The sequence below is a fragment of the Bacillus sp. FSL K6-0069 genome, assembly GCF_038007785.1.
Classification (GTDB): Bacteria; Bacillota; Bacilli; order Bacillales; family Bacillaceae_G; genus Bacillus_A; species Bacillus_A mobilis.
Window position 1 is genome coordinate 1,488,880 of sequence record NZ_JBBOXN010000001.1, and the last position, 20,220, is coordinate 1,509,099.

24 protein-coding genes are annotated in these 20,220 nt (G+C 35.6%); 22 read left to right on the forward strand and 2 right to left on the reverse strand.

The window, feature by feature from the left end:
• Positions 1 to 228 precede the first annotated feature (228 nt).
• From MHB74_RS07720 to MHB74_RS07775, 12 genes are all read left to right on the forward strand, one after another.
• Positions 229 to 1,290, forward strand: a complete 1,062-nt coding sequence (locus MHB74_RS07720) for a helix-turn-helix domain-containing protein (RefSeq protein WP_061677821.1) — start codon at positions 229 to 231, stop codon at positions 1,288 to 1,290.
• A complete protein-coding gene (locus tag MHB74_RS07725; RefSeq protein ID WP_061677820.1) occupies positions 1,280 to 2,809 on the forward strand; it encodes a RecQ family ATP-dependent DNA helicase in 1,530 nt (509 codons plus the stop codon). Before MHB74_RS07720 ends, MHB74_RS07725 begins: the two co-directional genes overlap by 11 nt.
• Positions 2,809 to 3,372 carry a CPBP family intramembrane glutamic endopeptidase gene (locus MHB74_RS07730; RefSeq protein ID WP_061677819.1) on the forward strand — a complete coding sequence of 188 codons (564 nt, stop codon included), beginning with the start codon at positions 2,809 to 2,811 and terminating at the stop codon, positions 3,370 to 3,372. The genes MHB74_RS07725 and MHB74_RS07730 overlap by 1 nt, the downstream gene beginning before the upstream one ends.
• 22 nt (positions 3,373 to 3,394) lie before the next feature.
• On the forward strand, positions 3,395 to 3,874 hold the full coding sequence (locus MHB74_RS07735; protein WP_061677818.1) for a LysM peptidoglycan-binding domain-containing protein: 480 nt from the start codon (positions 3,395 to 3,397) through the stop codon (positions 3,872 to 3,874).
• Between the two features lie 58 nt (positions 3,875 to 3,932).
• Positions 3,933 to 4,709 carry a metallophosphoesterase gene (locus tag MHB74_RS07740; RefSeq protein ID WP_061677817.1) on the forward strand — a complete coding sequence of 259 codons (777 nt, stop codon included), beginning with the start codon at positions 3,933 to 3,935 and terminating at the stop codon, positions 4,707 to 4,709.
• Entirely contained in the window at positions 4,709 to 5,584 is an 876-nt protein-coding gene (locus tag MHB74_RS07745; protein WP_061677816.1) for a MerR family transcriptional regulator, read from the forward strand. The genes MHB74_RS07740 and MHB74_RS07745 overlap by 1 nt, the downstream gene beginning before the upstream one ends.
• 77 nt (positions 5,585 to 5,661) lie before the next feature.
• Positions 5,662 to 6,270 carry a genetic competence negative regulator gene (locus MHB74_RS07750; protein WP_001235391.1) on the forward strand — a complete coding sequence of 203 codons (609 nt, stop codon included), beginning with the start codon at positions 5,662 to 5,664 and terminating at the stop codon, positions 6,268 to 6,270.
• 346 nt (positions 6,271 to 6,616) lie between these two features.
• Positions 6,617 to 7,903 (forward strand): NAD-specific glutamate dehydrogenase, encoded by a 1,287-nt coding sequence (gudB, locus tag MHB74_RS07755; protein ID WP_000225171.1) that lies wholly within the window; start codon positions 6,617 to 6,619, stop codon positions 7,901 to 7,903.
• A 78-nt stretch (positions 7,904 to 7,981) separates the two neighbouring features.
• Positions 7,982 to 8,191 carry a hypothetical protein gene (locus MHB74_RS07760; protein ID WP_061677815.1) on the forward strand — a complete coding sequence of 70 codons (210 nt, stop codon included), beginning with the start codon at positions 7,982 to 7,984 and terminating at the stop codon, positions 8,189 to 8,191.
• A 93-nt stretch (positions 8,192 to 8,284) separates the two neighbouring features.
• Positions 8,285 to 8,521, forward strand: a complete 237-nt coding sequence (locus tag MHB74_RS07765; protein WP_001983018.1) for a DUF3961 domain-containing protein — start codon at positions 8,285 to 8,287, stop codon at positions 8,519 to 8,521.
• 79 nt (positions 8,522 to 8,600) lie between these two features.
• Positions 8,601 to 9,131 carry a peptidoglycan recognition protein family protein gene (locus tag MHB74_RS07770; protein ID WP_001240648.1) on the forward strand — a complete coding sequence of 177 codons (531 nt, stop codon included), beginning with the start codon at positions 8,601 to 8,603 and terminating at the stop codon, positions 9,129 to 9,131.
• A gap of 109 nt (positions 9,132 to 9,240) precedes the next feature.
• Entirely contained in the window at positions 9,241 to 10,221 is a 981-nt protein-coding gene (locus MHB74_RS07775; protein WP_061677814.1) for a YpdA family putative bacillithiol disulfide reductase, read from the forward strand.
• A gap of 37 nt (positions 10,222 to 10,258) precedes the next feature.
• Here MHB74_RS07775 and ansA read toward each other — a convergent pair whose 3' ends face one another.
• On the reverse strand, positions 10,259 to 11,233 hold the full coding sequence (gene ansA / locus MHB74_RS07780) for an asparaginase (RefSeq protein WP_081110212.1): 975 nt from the start codon (positions 11,231 to 11,233) through the stop codon (positions 10,259 to 10,261).
• 180 nt (positions 11,234 to 11,413) lie between these two features.
• Between ansA and MHB74_RS07785 the strand changes: the two genes are divergently transcribed.
• The 4 genes from MHB74_RS07785 (at position 11,414) to MHB74_RS07800 (ending at position 14,938) form a co-directional block, all read left to right on the forward strand.
• Positions 11,414 to 11,587 (forward strand): YpfB family protein, encoded by a 174-nt coding sequence (locus tag MHB74_RS07785; protein WP_081110211.1) that lies wholly within the window; start codon positions 11,414 to 11,416, stop codon positions 11,585 to 11,587.
• 128 nt (positions 11,588 to 11,715) lie between these two features.
• The gene (cmk, locus tag MHB74_RS07790) at positions 11,716 to 12,393 is read left to right on the forward strand and encodes a (d)CMP kinase (protein WP_000361261.1); all 678 of its coding nucleotides are present in this window, start codon (positions 11,716 to 11,718) and stop codon (positions 12,391 to 12,393) included.
• Between the two features lie 334 nt (positions 12,394 to 12,727).
• Positions 12,728 to 13,876, forward strand: coding sequence for a 30S ribosomal protein S1 (gene rpsA / locus MHB74_RS07795; protein WP_061677813.1), 1,149 nt, complete (start codon positions 12,728 to 12,730; stop codon positions 13,874 to 13,876).
• 12 nt (positions 13,877 to 13,888) lie between these two features.
• Positions 13,889 to 14,938 carry a type 2 isopentenyl-diphosphate Delta-isomerase gene (locus tag MHB74_RS07800; protein ID WP_061677812.1) on the forward strand — a complete coding sequence of 350 codons (1,050 nt, stop codon included), beginning with the start codon at positions 13,889 to 13,891 and terminating at the stop codon, positions 14,936 to 14,938.
• Positions 14,939 to 15,261: 323 nt separating this feature from the next.
• On the opposite strand, the gene MHB74_RS07805 is transcribed toward MHB74_RS07800, so the two are convergent.
• Positions 15,262 to 15,396 carry a YpzI family protein gene (locus tag MHB74_RS07805; RefSeq protein ID WP_000513900.1) on the reverse strand — a complete coding sequence of 45 codons (135 nt, stop codon included), beginning with the start codon at positions 15,394 to 15,396 and terminating at the stop codon, positions 15,262 to 15,264.
• A 116-nt stretch (positions 15,397 to 15,512) separates the two neighbouring features.
• Here MHB74_RS07805 and MHB74_RS07810 point away from each other — a divergent pair, with 116 nt between their 5' ends.
• The 6 genes from MHB74_RS07810 to MHB74_RS07835 all read left to right on the forward strand — a co-directional run bounded on the left by MHB74_RS07810 (position 15,513) and on the right by MHB74_RS07835 (position 20,035).
• Positions 15,513 to 16,124: a YphA family membrane protein gene (locus tag MHB74_RS07810; RefSeq protein ID WP_061677811.1), complete on the forward strand. Its 612-nt coding sequence runs from the start codon at positions 15,513 to 15,515 to the stop codon at positions 16,122 to 16,124.
• Positions 16,117 to 17,010: a YIEGIA family protein gene (locus tag MHB74_RS07815; RefSeq protein ID WP_061677810.1), complete on the forward strand. Its 894-nt coding sequence runs from the start codon at positions 16,117 to 16,119 to the stop codon at positions 17,008 to 17,010. Before MHB74_RS07810 ends, MHB74_RS07815 begins: the two co-directional genes overlap by 8 nt.
• Positions 17,007 to 17,192 (forward strand): capping complex subunit for YIEGIA, encoded by a 186-nt coding sequence (locus MHB74_RS07820; RefSeq protein ID WP_061677809.1) that lies wholly within the window; start codon positions 17,007 to 17,009, stop codon positions 17,190 to 17,192. The genes MHB74_RS07815 and MHB74_RS07820 overlap by 4 nt, the downstream gene beginning before the upstream one ends.
• Before the next feature lie 124 nt (positions 17,193 to 17,316).
• Entirely contained in the window at positions 17,317 to 18,627 is a 1,311-nt protein-coding gene (gene der / locus MHB74_RS07825) for a ribosome biogenesis GTPase Der (protein WP_001125888.1), read from the forward strand.
• Between the two features lie 18 nt (positions 18,628 to 18,645).
• Positions 18,646 to 19,668 carry an NAD(P)H-dependent glycerol-3-phosphate dehydrogenase gene (locus tag MHB74_RS07830; protein ID WP_000161774.1) on the forward strand — a complete coding sequence of 341 codons (1,023 nt, stop codon included), beginning with the start codon at positions 18,646 to 18,648 and terminating at the stop codon, positions 19,666 to 19,668.
• Positions 19,669 to 19,783: 115 nt separating this feature from the next.
• Complete coding sequence (locus MHB74_RS07835; protein WP_000369753.1) at positions 19,784 to 20,035, forward strand: stage VI sporulation protein F; 252 nt, start codon at positions 19,784 to 19,786, stop codon at positions 20,033 to 20,035.
• Positions 20,036 to 20,220: the final 185 nt, after the last annotated feature.

A 20,220-nucleotide genomic window follows, 5' to 3' on the forward strand; every position in this document is an offset into this window, starting at 1 on the left:
TATTGTAAAACGGTTTTTAAAACTTTTCAACATAAAATTATAATGATAATCCTTATCAATTAGAGTGTCAACTAATTTTTGCATTATGTCACAAGATTTTCAAAATACGTAAATGTTATTTCGTTTGGTACAATATACTATATACAAGTACATAGTGCCGATATGATAAGTTTAATCGTGCAATCATATTAAAAAGTAACTAAGTTAGATTGAAAGGTGGAAGCGGTAATGCAACTACAATATACTGTATTGTATTGTTTAAAACAATTGAATGGTGAAAGGACCGTTTCTTCTATTTATTATTTATTAAAAGGAAAACGATCTTCACAAACGTTACAAGATGGAAATATGTTCCGAATTTCTTTTTTGTTTGGAATATATAAATCGTTAAATAGAACAGATTATGATCGTGAAGTTGCAAAGTTGTTGCAAGCAGATTTGATTCAAGAAATACATGAAAATACATATTTGTTAACATCTAAAGGTAAAATGCAGTTACAAACATGGGAGGAAGTGTATGCTTTTCCCGCGCATTTACATGGTTTGCACTATGGAGAATTAGGTGAAACATTTTGGAAAAGAGTATCATTAATTATTCAAACTATATCTAATTTACAACAGAATAATACAAAGTTTATTCCTATTCAACAAGATACAGAAATAACGGTGTGGGTGAAACGCTTTTTAACAGGTATACCGTATAGGAGAAATGAATTGGCTAAAAGATTATGGAAAGAAATACATAATCTTTTAGGAAAAGGTGATGTGGTAGAAGCGACAATTGTAACATATCGATTAACAGGATATGAACGTATCGGTTGTACATTGCAGCAATTAGCGGAAATTACGAAACAAGATATATTTCGGGTGTATTTTTTATTTTGGGGTACAATTCACTTCTTTATACAAGAAGTTCGCGATAAAGAAAATGAATTTCCGCTGTTAGCGGAAATTATATCTTACCCAAATGAGAGAGCTGAATTATTTAGTTTATCAACGAAAAAAACATATAATTTTTGGAGACAAGGACGTTCTTTAGAAGAAATAGCGACAATTAGAAATTTAAAGGTAGCAACGATAGAAGATCATTTTGTTGAAATTGCGTTGCGGGAAAAAGAGTTTTCAATCGAGATGTTTATGGAAAAAGATAAAATAGATAAAGTAACAAAAGTAATTGAAGCATTACAAACACGTAAGTTGCGTGAGTTGAAACAAGCGGTTGGAGAGGGGATTTCTTATTTTGAGGTCCGTCTTGTATTGGCGCGGATGGAGGGTATAAATGAAGCTTGAGGAATATTTATATAGATGGTTTGGATATTCTGAATTTCGACCAGGGCAAAAAGGGGTAATTACAGATTTATTAGAAGGAAAAGATGTTATAGCAATGCTCCCGACTGGAAGAGGGAAGTCTATGTGCTATCAACTTCCAGGGCTAATGCAAGAAGGAACAGTACTGGTTGTATCACCATTATTATCTTTGATGGAGGATCAGGTTACACAATTAAAATATGTTGTGAAAAACCGAGTAATAGCATTTAATAGTTTTCGGACATTACATGAAAAAAGAGAAGCGATGAAAAAATTAGCTTCATATAAATTTATTTTTGTATCACCAGAGATGTTGCAGTCGGAAGTGTTAATAAGAGAATTGAAGAAAGTTCATATTTCATTATTTGTTGTGGATGAGGCTCATTGTATTTCACAATGGGGTTATGATTTTAGACCGGATTATAAAAAACTAAATGTAGTCATTGAGAATATCGGGTCTCCTACGGTGCTAGCATTAACGGCAACAGCGACGAAAGATGTGCTACGAGATATAGCGGAGAGTTTAGATTTGAAGAAAGTGACGCAGCATGTATACTCTATTGATCGTCCAAATATTGCAATGGAAGTACAATTTGTGGAGACGATAGAGGAGAAGAAAGAAGCGCTTTTGGATCAGGTGATGTATTTACAAGGGCCAGGAATTGTATATTGTTCAAGTAGAGCGTGGACAGAACGTTTAACGGAATATTTAAGAGGAAAAGGCGTGACTGGTGTCGCTTTTTATCATGGTGGTATGGAACATGAAGAGCGTATGTTAATTCAACAACAGTTTATGAATGACCAGTTGCAGCTTGTAATATGTACAAGTGCTTTTGGTATGGGAGTAAATAAGTCGAATACGAGCTATATTATTCATTTCCATTATCCGACTAATATAGCTTCCTATTTACAAGAAATCGGAAGAGCTGGAAGAGATGGTGAACCGAGTATAGCTATCTTACTATGTAGTCCGTTAGATCATGATTTGCCAATTTCAATAATTGAAGATGAATTGCCAAGTCAGTCGCAAATACAATTTTTATTTTCTTTACTACAAGAAAGAATGTTTCAAACGAAAGAATTACCAATAGAAGAGGTAGAAGAAATTTGTTATAATGCAGCAAGATTTAATGAACAATATTGGCGTTTCATCCGCTATCATCTTGAGAAACTTGGAATCATACAACAGCGAAAATTAAAATTAAAGAGCTTGTCAGATGAAATTATGAACAGATTAATAGCTGAAGTAGAAATAAGGCTGCGTAATAAATATAGTGAGCTAGAAAACATGAAATCATGGATGCAAGTGAAAGGATGTAGACGTGAATATTTGCTGCAACAGTTCGGTTATAGAAAAGAGAACGAGTTAAAAAATTGCTGTGACTATTGTGGTATTACAAAAACAGATTATAAAAAAAGACAAGCGCAACAATCGGATTTCGACTATAATTGGGAAACAGAGTTACAAAAGCTTTTCGGTCTAGAAAAGATGGGGGAATGATGAACATTCAAAGGCATAATATTGAAGATATGAGTCCGAAAGAAATAAGGCTGAACCTGTATATCACACAGTTCATTATTATCGGTATCGGTTGTTTACTAGCATATATATTATTCCGAGATATAAAATCGGTGTATAGTCTGTGGAAATGGGAACCGGTGTCTATACTTATAATAGGTGGCTTATTAGCGATTGGTATTGTGTTATTAGATTATGTTGCAATGCGAGTATTTCCAGAGTCTTGGTTTGATGATGGTGGTATTAACGATAGAATGTTTCAAGGAATGTCAGTTATGCATCTACTCGTTATTACGTTCATTATCGGTTTTGCAGAAGAATTTCTATTTAGAGGTGTAGTGCAGACTCACTTTGGAATTGTAATAGCGAGTTTAGTATTTGCAGTATTACATATTCGGTATATAAAAAAGCCATTTTTGTTTTGTTTCGTCTGTTTCATTAGTTTTGTCTTTGGTTATGTATTTGAATGGACAGGAAATTTGTTTATAACAATCTTTGCACACTTTCTTGTTGATTTTATAATGGGACTCCAATTAAGAAAATAAATGGAAGGTGGTGGTGAACAACATGAGAAAACGAATTCCTGATTTTGAAGAGGAATTAGAAGTTGAGCGAGTGGAAGAAAAAGAAAGTTTACCGCCGCGTAGTGAAATTCATAGAAATAAAGAGAAAAAAGAAAAGTTTAAAATGAATCATATTTTCGTCCGAGTTTTAACATTTCTATTCATATTACTACCAATTAGTATCTTATGGTATACAGATAAATATATTCAGGTGAAAAGTGATGGTAATAACGCTGGGAAAAGTGCGTTTGAGGTCATTTTCTTTGATTCAGCTAAATCTGAATCCGGGGCACCATCTGAGAAAGTAGTAACGCATACGGTGAAAGAGGGAGAAACTTTAGAAAGTATAGCGAAGCAATATTTTTCAGATGAAACTGGGATCGAAGTGATTAAAAAGTATAATGATTTACAAGAAGATGAAGTGAATATAGGTCAAGAATTAAAAATTCCGATAAAAGATAATTCCGCAAAGCAGGATAGCTAGTAACATACCTACTATATAAATTGAGGATTCTCTTTATGAGGAGGGGAGTAAAAAATATATGATATGGATTATCTTATTAAGTACTCTCATATGTATTGGTATTATATTTCTTCTTGTAATGTATACAGAAGCGATGCGTAATACTGTGTTAGAACATACTTTAATATTTGAAGAATTTCCGGAAAGTTTTCAAGAAGTAAAGGTGTTTTTTATTTCTGATATTCATAGAAGGGTCATTTCAAGTTCGTTAATTGAACAAGTAAAAGGAAAAGTAGACCTTGTAATTATTGGTGGTGATTTAGCGGAAAGAGGCGTCCCTTTATCAAAAATCTCCGCAAATATACAAAAGTTAAGAGAGATAGCTCCTGTATATTTTGTATGGGGAAATAATGATTATGAGATTGAATATCATGAATTAGATGCTTTGTTATTAGAAAATAATGTGAAAGTTTTAGATAATACAAGAGTTGTATTTGAGTCTGAACGAGGAGAAAAAATTTGTTTACTTGGTGTAGATGATGTTGGTTTAAAACGTGATCGTTTAGATTTGGCTTTGGCTGATTGCAAAGAAGATGGTTTTCGCATATTAATTAGCCATAACCCTGATATAATAAATAAAATGTCTGGAGAAGAACAAATTTCACTTGTTTTAAGTGGACATACACATGGGGGACAGATTCGATTATTCCCATCTAAAAAACATTTAAAAGGTGGCGTATATAAGCATTCAAATATGACTCTTTTTGTTAGTAATGGGTATGGAACAACGTTGATTCCACTTCGCTTCCGAGCACCTGCTCAAACACATATTATTACGTTATGCGGAGGGAAATGATGCCAACTCTAAACGGGAAATATAACATAAAAGCTGTTTCGAATATAATTGGAATTCAGCCGAGTACGCTTCGTGCATGGGAGAGACGATATCAAATTGTTGCCCCAAAGCGGAATCATGCGGGACATCGATTATATACAGAAGAGCATATTGAAGTTTTGAAATGGTTAATGGACAAGGTTTCTTCTGGCATGATGATTGGACAAGCAGTTCAATTATTAGAAGGGAATCGTTTGCAGCGTAGTGTTCAAAAAGAAATACATTTCGATAGAGAAGTTGTTTTAGTGGACGACTTACTACAAGCTTTGTTAAAATTTGATGAAATTACAACTTCTGCATTGTTAAACGAGGCTTTTAGTATTTATGCAACAGAAAAAGTTATAGCAAGTATTGTTCTTCAAGTGTCAAATAAATTGTTAACGTTAAAAAATAATAATGAAGTTACATTGATGCAATTTCAATATGTCGCATCATTTTTACAAACTCGACTAGGAATGGTGTATCATAATGCATCATCATTTTCTTCTATACACAAAGTTGTCGTGTTAGAAAATAATATGTTGAAAGGGTTTGTTTTCTCAACGTATTTACGCTTAAAGGGATATGAGGTGATATATATTAGGTCAAGCTTAGCGGAAGATGGTATTTTGTTAGCTGCTGAGCAAATACAACCTACATATGTAGTAGTCTCTTTTGCTGACGGACGAGAACTTAAGAACGTGATGGACGACATGAATTTGTTGCAAGAAAAAAATGAGAACCTTTCGGTTGGGTTTATAGGAGAAATAAGTGCTCAAGATCAGTTGAACATTCAAACACGCCTAATTGGTGATACGAAAGAAGAATGGGATGATTGGTTAAAAATGTTAGAATAGTTGTTCGAAAAGAACCATCTATTTTCTATTTCATATAATAAAAATTATATTCATTGGTTACGTAGGGAGGGTATGAGATGAGGCTGGAACGATTAAATTACAATAAGATAAAAATTTTCTTAACATTTGATGATTTATCTGAACGAGGATTAACGAAAGAAGATTTGTGGAGAAATGCACCGAAAGTACAGCAATTATTTCGTGATATGATGCAGGAAGCAAATAAGGAACTAGGATTTGAAGCGGATGGTCCGATTGCAGTTGAAGTATTTTCTCTACAAGCGCAAGGAATGGTCGTAATTGTAACGAAAGAACATCAAGATGTGGATACAGATGATGAGTTCCGTGACGAGTTTATTGAAATGCAAGTGACTCTAGATGAAAGCGAGCATATACTTTATGAGTTTGCTACACTAGATGATGTAATTAACCTGTCGAATCGTTTATATAACCTTGATGTAACTGGCGGAAAACTATATACGTGGGATGGTCGTTTCTATCTTTGGATGGAAGAAGAGGAGCAAGTTCAATTACTGAAGGCAGATTTTATAGCTATTTTAGCGGAATATGGTAATCCGTCTACAGCAACTATTTATCGTCTAATGGAGTATGGTAAAGAATTAATGGCTTCTCAAGCAATTGAACAAATACACAATTACTTTGTGAAAAAACAAAACCTCAGCTAATATAACAAAGCTAAGGTTTTGTTTTTTATTTGGAAAAATCTAAAATATTGGTCTGAAAATGTCAAAACGATCAATGGTAAAGTGGGAATCATAAATACCGGGGCGTTTTTTGCTTAAAAGTATCTTCTTAAGGTGTTGTATATAAGTAAAATAAAAAATATTTAAATATTTAAGTATTTTACTTTTCTAAAAGTGATAAAAGGACTATAATGATAGTGAAAACGCTTGCAACAGAAAATAGTTTGTATATATTTGTTAGCGTTTTCTATTGCATTCCAAATTTAACGGTGTATACTAGGCAATGAAGGTTTACTAAACAAGTGAAATTACAGGGGGTTTACTTACTATGGTAGCCGAAAAGGGAACTCAAACAAAAACACAACAACAAAGGGAACAACATTTTGAATTATTGAATTCGACACAAATTGTTATTAGTGAAGCATTAGAAAAATTGGGTTATCCAAACGAAGTATATGAATTATTAAAAGAACCAATTCGTATGATGACAGTGAAAATACCAGTTCGTATGGATGACGGGACTGTTAAAATATTTACAGGATATCGTGCACAACATAATGATGCTGTTGGTCCAACGAAAGGTGGAATTCGCTTCCATCCTAATGTAACAGAAAATGAAGTGAAAGCACTTTCAATCTGGATGAGTTTAAAGTGTGGTATTGTTGATTTACCATACGGTGGAGGTAAAGGTGGAATTATTTGTGACCCACGTGAAATGTCATTCCGTGAGTTAGAAAGATTAAGCCGCGGTTATGTACGAGCAATTAGCCAAATCGTAGGACCGACAAAAGACATTCCAGCTCCAGATGTATTCACAAACTCTCAGATTATGGCATGGATGATGGATGAGTATAGCCGTATCGATGAATTTAATTCACCAGGATTTATTACAGGTAAGCCACTTGTATTAGGTGGATCACATGGACGTGAAACAGCAACGGCGAAAGGTGTAACAATTTGTATTCGTGAAGCTGCGAAAAAACGCGACATTGATATTAAAGGTGCACGCGTTGTTGTTCAAGGATTCGGTAACGCTGGAAGCTTCTTAGCTAAATTTATGCATGATGCAGGCGCGAAAGTTATTGCAATCTCGGATGCTTACGGTGCATTGCATGATCCAAACGGATTAGATATTGATTATTTATTGGACCGTCGTGATAGCTTCGGTACAGTAACAAAACTATTTAATAATACAATTTCAAACAAAGAATTGTTAGAGCTTGATTGCGACATTTTAGTTCCGGCTGCAATTGAGAACCAAATTACAGAAGAAAATGCTAACAATATTAAAGCGAAAATCGTTGTTGAAGCTGCAAATGGTCCAACAACATTAGAAGCAACTAAAATTTTAACAGATCGCGGCATTTTACTTGTTCCAGACGTATTAGCAAGTGCTGGTGGTGTAACAGTATCTTACTTTGAGTGGGTACAAAATAACCAAGGTTACTACTGGACTGAAGAAGAAGTAGAACAACGTTTAGAAAAAGTAATGGTAAGATCATTTGATTCTATTTATGAAACAGCACAAGTTCGTAAAGTGAACATGCGCTTAGCGGCGTATATGGTTGGTGTTCGTAAAATGGCTGAAGCAAGTCGCTTCAGAGGTTGGGTATAATATTATATTATGAGAAAACGTGATTCCTTTCGAGGGAATCACGTTTTTTTGTTGAAATATAAGAATGAGGTGGTGTATATGGAAAATGAAATGATGGAACGAGTAGAACAATTAGAAGAAAAAGTTAAGAGGTTAGAGGGAGAACTCGCGAGAACGACGAAAGCCCCAAAAACAAGTATCGTTCGGGTGTTCGGGGAAGGACTGCTGTTTTTAATATTTGGTGCAGTTATAGTAGGACCAATTATCGCTGTTATATTGGTAATTATTAATTGGTTTGTTGAAAAATAAAATAAAAATAAAAAAGAACGCTTGTTCTACACGAACAAATGTGCTATACTTTCCTTAGATAAACAAAACGGAAATGATTTTAAGGAGAGATAAATGATGAAAATGACAGTAGACCAAAGATTTATGATGCCAGCAGATGTTGTAGAACGAGTGGAAGTATTAAGAAACAAACAAAGTAAGCGTGGCACATTATTACAATCAGTAAATAAATTTTTCGGTTTAGATACGAAAGAAGATTGTGTTTGGTTTTACGGTTTTTATGGAGTTGCTGTAAGTATTTTATTATTTATGGTATTCACATCAAATATTTTCGATTTTCTCTTCGCGTAAGAAATATGCGATAAGGACATTGCTACCGAATACATATATAAAGAAGTAAGGTAATCTTCTGAATTGGGAGTTGGTAGTAATGGCGATGTTTCCTATAGAGCGTAACTATATTGGGTATGGAAGTTCACGACCGGGAATTCCTCTTTCTAAAGTAAGATTTATTGTAAGTCATGATACGGGGAACCCTGGTAGCAATGCGATAGGGAATCGGGATTACTTTAATGAAATACAACCGAAAGCTTCGGCACATACATTTATAGATGATAAAACAATATTGGAAATTGTTCCTATAAATGAAGTAGCCTATCATGTTCGATATGGTGTGCCGACAGATAATGACTTATATGGTTATGATGCCAATAAGGCTGCCATTGGAGTGGAACTTTGTTATGGCGGTGATGTTAACTTTTGGGAAGCATATACCCGTTTTACGTGGTATCATGCGTATTTATGTCAAAACTTCGGCTTGAATCCGAAAAAAGATATCGTATCACATAAAACACTTGACCCAGCTAGAAAGATTGATCCTGAAAATGTATTAGGGAAACAAGGTATTAAATTTCAGCAGTTTTTAGCAGATGTCTATCGGATGTACGTTTCGTTTAGATGACAAATATATGAAAAATGAATACAATAAAGATAGGTGCCTACTGCTGTAAGTAGGTTTTTTCTTGTTTTTATAAATAGCGTATTGGTAGAAGACTAGGAGTGAGCTGAGTATGCAGAAAGAAACAGCTATCATAATTGGAGGCGGTCCGTGCGGATTAGCAGCAGCAATTTCGTTGCAAAAGGTAGGGATAAACCCGTTAGTAATTGAAAAAGGAAACATTGTAAATGCGATTTATAATTATCCAACTCATCAAACATTTTTCTCTTCTAGTGAAAAATTAGAAATTGGTGATGTAGCTTTTATTACAGAAAATCGTAAGCCTGTTCGAAATCAAGCGCTTGCGTATTATCGTGAAGTAGTAAAGCGTAAATCTGTACGTGTAAATGCTTTTGAACGAGTGGAGAAAGTTCAAAAGGATGGAGACGTTTTTCAAGTTGAAACGACAAAGCGTGACGGAAGTAAAGAAATATATATAGCGAAATATATTGTTGTAGCAACTGGATATTATGACAATCCAAATTATATGAATGTTCCAGGTGAGGAATTGAAGAAAGTAGCTCACTATTTTAAAGAGGGACATCCTTATTTTGATCGAGATGTAGTAGTTATAGGTGGGAAAAACTCGAGTGTAGATGCGGCGTTAGAACTTGTTAAAGCCGGTGCGCGTGTAACAGTTTTATATCGCGGAAGTGAGTACTCTCCGAGCATTAAGCCTTGGATTTTGCCGGAGTTTGAGGCATTAGTACGAAGCGGCACAATTCAAATGCATTTCGGGGCTCACGTGAAAGAAGTTACTGAACATACATTAACGTTTACAGTTGATGATGAGGCAAATACAATCCAAAATGATTTTGTATTTGCGATGACTGGTTACCATCCTGATCATAGTTTCTTAACGAAGATGGGGGTTCGGATTGATGAGGAAACAGGACGCCCGATTTATACAGAAGATACAATGGAAACGAACGCTGAAAATATTTTCATTGCAGGTGTAATTGCTGCTGGAAATAATGCAAATGAAATATTTATTGAGAACGGTCGATTTCATGGAGATGCGATTGCGCAAACCATTGCAATGAGAGAAATGTAAAAAGAAGCTGTCGAAATAAATTTCGACAGCTTCTTTTTTAATCGTGCATAAACATATTTTGGATTGATTCATGAGAATTTGTATTCTCTAATGCAACTAATAATTTAATGCGTGCTTTTTGAGCATTTAAACCGTATGTGAATACAATACCCATATCTTTTAATTGTTTGCCGCCACCTTCATATGAATATACATCTTGAACGATGCCGTTGAAACAACGAGAAACTAATACGACAGGAATTCCTTTGTTTATTAATCGTTCTAGACTAGGAAGTGTTCTTGGAGGTAAATTACCTTGTCCAAGTGCTTCAATAACAATCCCGTCTACTGGAAGGTTTTCGATTGCTGCTAATAATGTATCGTCCATACCAGCGTATGCTTTTAGAACAACTACGTTTTTAGAAACTTTATTTACTGAATATGTTTCGTGATGTACTAAAGCGTGATGGAATACAACGCCGCGCTTTGTTACCATACCAATTGGTCCATACTGTGGACTCTGGAATGTTGCCACGTTACTTGTATGTGTTTTCGTTACATTTGTAGCGCAATGAATTTCGTCGTTTAATACGACTAGAACACCTTTTTCAGCTGCTTCACTACAGCTAGCGACTTTTACAGCCGATAAGAAGTTATATAGACCATCAGCACCTAATTCATTACTAGAACGCATTGCGCCTGTTACAACGATTGGAATAGTGGCCTGTACTGTTAAATCTAAGAAATAGGCTGTTTCTTCTAATGTATCCGTACCATGCGTAATGACTACGCCATGAATGTTGTCTTGTTTTACTCTTTCATCGATGATGACTTGTAATTGTAACATTTCGCTCGGTGTCATATGAGGAGATGGTAGATGGAACACGTCTTCAACGATTAAATCAACATCGCCTTCTAAATCAGGAATAAATTTTAAAAGAGGATTTTTTTCACCTGGTTGTACGACCCCAGTTTCTTTATCTTCCTCCATTGCAATTGTTCCACCTGTGTGTAAAACTAGGATTCTTTTCAATGCTTATACCCCTTTCAAGTAAAAAAATACATTTAGAACATAACATGTTTTGAGTAAATTCGACAATGGAAATGTATAAAAGTATGCCTCGAAAATGACAATAAAGTTAGCTGCTATATGTACGATGTGTAAAACCACGAAACGGAAAGTGTAAATATAGGATAGGAGGGAGCAATTACGTTGAAAAAGGTGGAGCAAATTATTATTCGTATATTAGTAATACAATTCATTTGTCTTTCGGTTGTGCAATTGTTATTTATACATAAGTCATCAGTGAAATATTTATCTAAAATTGTTTATTATGAAGGTGTCATGGTAAAAGACAAAGTAGAAACCTTACAGGTGAATAGGTAGTTTTCATTTTCTTCTATGAAGGATTATGCTACAATAATTGAGGATTTAATGACGTGAAGCAAATGAGAAGAAGCAGGAGAATGCCTGCTTTTCGTTTTGTTTTATAAGTGAAAAAATGAGGTGTTACAATGGATAAACGAATTTCAATTGCTATAGATGGTCCAGCAGCTGCTGGAAAAAGTACAGTTGCGAAAGTAGTAGCGAAGAAACTTTCTTACGTTTATATTGATACAGGCGCAATGTATCGTGCGATTACATATGCAGCCCTTGAGCAAAAAGTGGACATTGAAAATGAAGAGCAGTTAATGGAAGTTGTAAAAAATGTGAATATTGAGTTTCAACAAGGAGAAAATACACAACTTGTATTTTTAAATGGACAAGATGTTTCTGAAGTAATTCGTACACCTGATGTGACGAATCGAGTATCTATTGTAGCGAAACATCGCCTTGTTCGTGAAGAAATGGTACGTCGTCAACAAGAGTTAGCGGAAAAAGGCGGCGTTGTAATGGATGGCCGTGATATTGGTACACATGTGTTACCAGATGCTGAAGTGAAGATCTTTATGCTTGCTTCTGTTGAAGAAAGAGCAGAAAGAAGACATTTAGAAAATATGAATAAAGGTTTCGATTCTAATTTAGAGCAGTTAAAAGAAGAAATTGCTCAGCGTGATAAATTAGATTCAGAACGCGAAGTTTCTCCTCTAAAAAAAGCTGATGATGCATTGGAATTAGATACAACTTCTTTATCAATTGAAGAAGTTGTCCAAAAAATTATGAGTATTGTTTCAGGAGTGTTTGCGAAATAAAGAAAGGGGATAGCCTCTTTCTTTTTTTGTTTGTATAGAAATGTAAAGGATACGTGAATTGTGAACCTCTTTCCTTGACAAATGATCGGATTTGTAAGAAGTTAGTAAAAGAGGGATAAAACTTTCAGAATATATTCGCTATTATATTTCAAAACATACTTTCTTCAAGATGATTTTGCTGTATACTATTTATATAGGTTTAATATATTTTCTAGTGAAAAGTATGAAAACTGAGTATGTGATGATAAATTCTTAAACATGCAAATGAAAACATTCGTTTTCATTTCGTATATACATAAAAAATGCTTTGTCAATTCTGTAGGGAGGTATTTCCATGGTAGAGAAAATGAATGAAGAAGTTATGGATTCAAAAGAATTACAAGTTGGTGACGTTGTTACAGGTTCTGTAACAAAGGTTGAAGAGAAACAAGTGCTTGTAAATGTTGGATACAAAACAGATGGCGTAATTCCAATTAGTGAATTAGCTAACGTTCATATTGAAAAAGCAAGCGATGTAGTAGAATTAGATCAAACACTAGAATTAAAGGTTATTAAATTAGAAGAGAATGATCTTGTCTTATCTAAACGTGCTGTTGATGCAGAAAAGGCATGGGTAGAATTACAAGAGAAATTTACTTCTGGGCATGTATTTGATGTGACTGTAAAAGATATCGTGAATGGTGGATTAGTTGTGGACCTTGGTGTTCGTGGTTTTATCCCAGCTTCACTTGTAGAAGTACATTATGTAGAAGATTTTACTGACTATAAAGGCAAAACATTAGCCGTGAAAATTGTTGAATTAGACCGCGAAAAAAATCGTGTAATCCTTTCGCATAAAGCAGTGGTAGAATTGGAGCTAGATTCTAAGAAAAAAGAAGCAATCTCTTCATTAAAAGAAGGCGACGTTGTTGAAGGAACGGTACAACGATTAACTGATTTTGGTGCTTTCGTAAATGTTGGTGGTGTGGACGGTTTAGTTCATATTTCACAAATTTCACACGAACGTGTAGAGCAACCTTCTGAAGTATTAGAGCAAGGGCAAAAGGTAAAGGTAAAGGTGTTATCTGTTGATGCTGATACACAACGTATTTCTTTATCAATTAAAGCAGCTCAACCAGGACCTTGGGAAAATGTGGCTGGCGAACTAAAAGCTGGAGATATTTGTGAGGGAGTAGTAAAACGTCTTGTTACATTCGGTGCATTCGTTGAAGTTTTACCTGGCGTTGAAGGTCTTGTGCACGTATCTCAAATTGCAAATCGTCACGTGAAAAATCCAAGTGAAGTATTGGAAATGGGACAAGAAGTAAAAGTGAAAGTGCTTGAAGTCCATGTAGCAGAGAAACGTATTTCTTTAAGTATAAAAGAAGCGCTTGAGGAAAATAATGTAATTGAAGATTACAGTCAGTATGAACCGAATGCTGATTCTGCTACTTTCCAATTAAGTGATATTATTGGTGAACAACTGAAAAAATTAAAGAAATAAAGAGGGGTACAAGTGGTAAGGGCAAAACGTAAATTAGATCATATTGAATACGCTCTTTCTACTGGTCAGTCTCGTACGCATGGCTTTCATGATATTGATTTTGTGCATCAAGGTTTGCCAAATTCAAGTTATGACACAATAACATGTGAAACAAAAATCGGCGAACTTTCACTAAGTTCGCCGATTTTTATCAATGCGATGACTGGTGGTGGAGGAGAGAAAACGTTACATATTAATGAGCAATTAGCATATGTAGCGAAACATCATAATCTTGCTATGGCTGTAGGTTCGCAAATGGCGGCGTTAAAAGATGAAAGTGAGGCTGCTTCTTATAAGATTATTAGAAAAGTAAACCCAAAAGGTATTTTCTTTGCTAATTTAGGTAGTGAGGCAACTATCGAACAGGCAGAGCGTGCCGTTGATATGATTGAAGCGAATGCATTGCAAATTCATTTAAATGTCATACAAGAGTTAACGATGCCAGAAGGAGACCGTGACTTTACTGGTGTACTTCAGCGCATTGAGAAAATTGTTTTAAATAGTAAAGTTCCTGTCATTGTAAAAGAAGTTGGATTTGGGATGAGTAAGGAAACCGTGCAGCAGTTAGCGAGCGTAGGTGTAACGGCAATTGATATTGGCGGACAAGGTGGTACGAATTTTGCTGCTGTTGAAAATGAAAGAAGACAGCGAATGCTTTCTTATTTTAATAACTGGGGCATACAAACAGCAACCTCGATTATTGAAGCAACCTCTACAAATAATAACCTCTCTTTTATTGCATCTGGGGGTATACAAACAGCGCTTGACGTAGCGAAAGCAATCGCATTAGGGGCGAATACAACTGCGTTTGCTGGTTACTTTTTACGTATTTTAATGCAAGATGGTATTGAGAAGTTAGTGGATGAAATTGATCTTTTACATACAGATTTGAAATTTATTATGACAGCTCTTGGTGCGAAGACGATAGAAGAGTTACAGGCTGTACCTCTTGTTGTAAAGGGCGAAACATATCATTGGTTAACGCAGCGTGGTATTGATACGGCGCATTATAGTAGAAGATAAAAAATCAACCGTTTGGTTGATTTTTTTGTTTTCTGTTCTTTTTAGTAATGTAAAGTGAGAGAAAAAAATAATATTCTATAAAAATAAAAAATAAAATTATTATTATGTATATAAACATTGGTTTGTGAAAATTGCGACTGAAATAGAGGCTGGAAAATGTAGATATTGTAAGGCTGAATGATTGAGGGTGGTTTGATTTTGTCAAAGGAAATAGGTGGAGGTAAAAATAAACCTAGAAAGATTTATATATGAAATATTATTTCGATATAAGTAAAATGTAAAAGACGGTTTCGTACAATATCGAAACCGTCTTTTTGTATTCATTAGTGCTGATTTTGTTTTCGAGCTTGCTCTGGTGTATCTAGTCCAGTTGCACCTGGATATTGTAGTGATTGGTCACGATCAGATTCAACGCGGCGTGACTCTCTTAGTTTTCGTTCTTGACGATCTTTACCCATAATGAATAGCACCTCCTTATTAAAAGTGTTGCTGTTATATGAAAAAACTATGCGCGAAGAAAGTGGATTAACTTTCATAAAAAGTTCCCATAATGGAAAACATAGGAGGTGAAATGATGGAAGGAAGTACTTTTTATTTTATTGCTTGGATAGGGTGGGTTGTCGTAACTTTTTTTATGAAAAAGGATTCTATTCGGTGGAAGCTAAGCGCCTGTATATTGATTTTTATTATTTGCTCTCCGTTGCATGTAACGATTGCTTCATTCACGGTATCAGTAAATGCACTTTTGCTTTGTATTGTTGCTTTTATAGGAATCACGCTCTATTCTATTTGGAAAAAATTATATACCTTACTTTCGGCACTTATTATTGCAATGTTATATACAAGTTTTCATTTGTTAGAAGTATATGATCCAATTTGGATTGTGGTGGATAGGCTGTTTTTGTTAAGTAGTGCTCTTGTGTATGCATCGGTTTTATTACACGAAGATCGCATATTACGATTATGTTCTCTTTATGTAGGAATGTTACAGGGAGAATTGTTTGTGACACTTATTTTTCGAAAACTACACTTCCCTTACGATTACGGTAGCTTAGCGTTTTTTGATATCGTCGCCGTTTCTACATTGTTTATGGCAATTTTGTTTTGGATTGCAAAAGCATCAGTATATATGGAACAGTTCAAAGGGAAAACACGTAAAAGAAAGGCGAGGGTAATACATGACTGAATATACACCGGCCATTTTATGTGGCGTAATAGCGGGGACAGTAACGAGAGTGCTAATGCTCCGGACAGATACGCGTCAATATCCGACGAGACTCCACGGGAAAATTATTCACGTTGCGATGGGATTAATTGCAGCGGCTTTAGGAGCAATTGCGATTCCGTCAATTTTGAAAAAAGATTTTTCTGCTATTACGTTTCTTACATTGGCAGCAACACAGTTTCGTGATGTGCGTAATATGGAAAGAAATACACTTCAACAATTAGATGGATATGAGCTCGTACCGCGTGGAAATACATATATTGAAGGGATTGCATTAGTTTTTGAAAGTCGGAACTATTTGGCGATGTTAACGTCGTTTGCAACGACGTTTGCATATATAGGGTTCCGTTCATGGATCGCTGGAGTAATTATGGCTATCATCGCATTTATTATCGCGAAAAAATTAATGTCGGGCAAAAGGTTACATGATCTTGTTGATATCGAGCATGTTCCACTTCGTTTTGAAGGAGCAGGGCTGTATATTGATAATATTTACATTATGAATATTGGATTGCCAGCAAGGCAAGAGGAAATTATGAAATATGGAATGGGCTTTATTTTAAGGCCGAAATCAATTGATGCGATGGTGACAATCTCAAACTTAGGACAACGACAAGCTATTTTACATGATGTTTCTGTCGCTTTAGGGATTTATAGAGATTCTGGCACGCCGGCGCTTGTGCCATTAGCAAAGCGTGATTTAGAAGATGGTAGGGTTGGGATTTTTGTCTTGCCACAAGATCAAGATGCAGAGAAAGCGATAGGTGTCATAGGGAATGTGCCGACGTTAGAAAGTGCTGTTCATATGTCATCGGAAGCCCCGAAAGGAAGGGGAGATAAGGGATGATGTTAGAAAGTGTAATTCTCGCAGTTATTACAACAGCGCCGGAGAAATTTGCTGGTGGTGCCCCTTTGTTTACTTGTGAATCGACAGAGGAACTAGAATTTGTTGCAAATAATTTAGAGGCAATTTTAGATGGTATTGCGCATCGCTTACAAGAGAATGTATATATTATTGTGAAACATTAGCAACGTGTGGTATAATGTGAGGTGTTTTGATACGCTGAGAAATATTCTGGAATGCAAATCCCTTCTTGCACAAAGAAGGGTTTTTTACATAATAAACAGAAGCAAGTTGAAAGGATGAAAGTATATGCCGAAACCAGTAATAGCAATAGTAGGCCGCCCGAACGTAGGAAAATCTACTATTTTCAATAGAATTGTTGGAGAAAGAGTTTCAATCGTAGAAGATATACCAGGTATAACGCGAGACCGTATTTATAGTGCGGGAGAATGGTTAAATCATGAGTTTAACATTATTGACACAGGTGGAATTGATATTGGAGACGAGCCGTTCTTGACACAAATTCGTCAACAAGCGGAAGTAGCGATTGATGAAGCAGATGTTATCATTTTTATGACGAATGGTCGCGATGGTGTAACTGCAGCAGATGAAGAAGTTGCTAAAATTTTATATCGTTCTAAAAAACCAATTGTACTTGCGGTAAATAAGGTTGATAATCCAGAAATGCGTAGTGATATTTATGATTTTTATGCATTAGGATTTGGCGAGCCATTCCCGATTTCAGGTACACACGGTTTAGGACTTGGTGATTTGTTAGATGAAGCTGCAAATCATTTTCCGAAGATTGAAGAAGAAGCGTATGACGATGAAACAATCCGTTTCTCTTTAATTGGACGTCCAAATGTAGGGAAATCATCACTTGTAAATGCACTTCTTGGTCAAGAACGTGTAATTGTAAGTAATATAGCGGGAACGACACGTGATGCTGTTGATACGCCATATAGTAAAGATGGTCAAGATTATGTAATCATCGATACAGCTGGTATGCGTAAAAAAGGGAAAGTATACGAAAGCACAGAAAAGTATAGTGTACTTCGTGCACTTAGAGCGATTGAACGTTCTGACGTTGTTTTAGTCGTTTTAGACGGAGAAGAAGGAATTATTGAACAGGATAAAAAAATTGCTGGATATGCTCATGATTCAGGACGTGCTGTTATTATCGTCGTAAACAAATGGGATGCAGTGAAAAAAGATGAAAAAACAATGAAAGCATTTGAAGAAAACATCCGTGCTCATTTCCAATTTTTAGAGTACGCACCGATTGTGTTCTTATCTGCAAAAACGAAAAAACGTACACAAACATTATTACCAGTTATTAATGAAGTAAATGAAAGCCATAGCATTCGTATTCAAACGAACGTATTAAATGATGTAATTATGGATGCGGTAGCAATGAATCCAACGCCAACTCATAATGGTAGCCGTCTGAAAATCTTCTATGCGACACAGGTTGCGGTAAAACCACCAACATTTGTTATATTTGTAAACGATACAGAGTTAATGCACTTCTCATATGAGCGCTTCTTAAAGAATCGTTTACGTGAAGCGTTCGGCTTTGTAGGAACGCCGATTCACATTATCGCTAGAGCAAGAGACTAATGGAGAGGATGTGATTTTATGACAAAAATCACAGTAGTAGGAGCAGGTAGCTGGGGAACAGCGTTAGCGATGGTATTGGCTGACAATGGACATGATGTACGAATTTGGGGAAATCGATCTGAACTTATGGATGAGATTAATACGAAACATGAGAATAGTCGATACCTTCCAGGAATTACATTGCCAAGCACAATCGTAGCCTACTCTTCTTTAGAAGAAGCATTAGTAGATGTAAATGTAGTACTTCTTGTAGTACCAACGAAAGCGTATAGAGAAGTATTGCAAGATATGAAGAAATATGTAGCGGGTCCGATTACTTGGGTTCATGCAAGTAAAGGAATTGAACCTGGTACGTCAAAACGTATTTCGGAAGTGATCGAGGAAGAAATTCCAGAGAACTTGATTAAAGACGTTGTTGTGCTGTCTGGACCGAGTCATGCTGAAGAAGTCGGTTTACGTCAAGAGACGACGGTTACGTCTGCAGCAAAGCGTATGGAAGCGGCTGAGGAAGTACAAGACTTGTTTATGAATAGCTACTTCCGTGTATACACAAATCCAGATATCGTTGGAGTTGAGCTTGGTGGTGCGTTAAAAAATATTATTGCATTAGCTGCTGGAATAACTGATGGTCTTGGATTAGGTGATAATGCGAAAGCAGCATTAATGACACGTGGTTTAACAGAGATTGCTCGTTTAGGTAGAAAAATGGGCGGAAATCCGTTAACGTTTGCTGGTCTAACTGGAATGGGAGACTTAATCGTAACTTGTACAAGCGTTCATAGCCGAAATTGGCGCGCTGGAAATATGCTTGGAAAAGGGCACTCTTTAGAAGAAGTGTTAGAAAGTATGGGTATGGTTGTAGAAGGTGTGAGAACAACGAAAGCTGCTCACGAATTAGCTGAGAAAATGGAAGTTGAAATGCCGATTACAGCTGCTTTATATGATGTGCTATTCAATGGGAATAATGTGAAAGATGCAGTAGGCTCATTGATGGGGCGTGTTCGAAAACATGAAGTGGAAGCTATACCAGACTTACTTTAAAGAAAAGCGACAGAAGTACATTTGTACTTCTGTCGCTTTTTATTTTTATGGGTCTTTTCACCATTTTTTTAATTTTGCATAGGATGAAGAGTAACTTGAGGAGAGGGTGAAAAGAATGGATAATAACATTTTTAATAACATTGAAAAAGAAGCGAAAGTGAATAAAGAAGATATTTTTAAATTAGCATCATCTGTACAAAACGCGAATTTACGTGATGAGACTGTGCTACGTCAATTGATTCATCAAGTGGCTCTTATGGCAGGACGTGAAGTGCCGAAAGAACAAGAGGATCAAATTGTAAAAGCGATCATTAACAATAATATGCCCGCAGATTTTGGTTCGTTAAGCAAAATGTTTAAAAAATAAAATATATGAGAAACAAAGAGTTTGTAGATTGCATATGATAGCCATGAAAGTATGGGAATAGAGCTGTTTTGGGCATATTTGGTCAACCGAAGCGAGAGATACACTCGCTTCGGTTTTATTTTTATCTAGATTAGTGGAAGATGCGGAAAAGGCTGTTGATTAAAGTTATATATTCGTAATTTGTA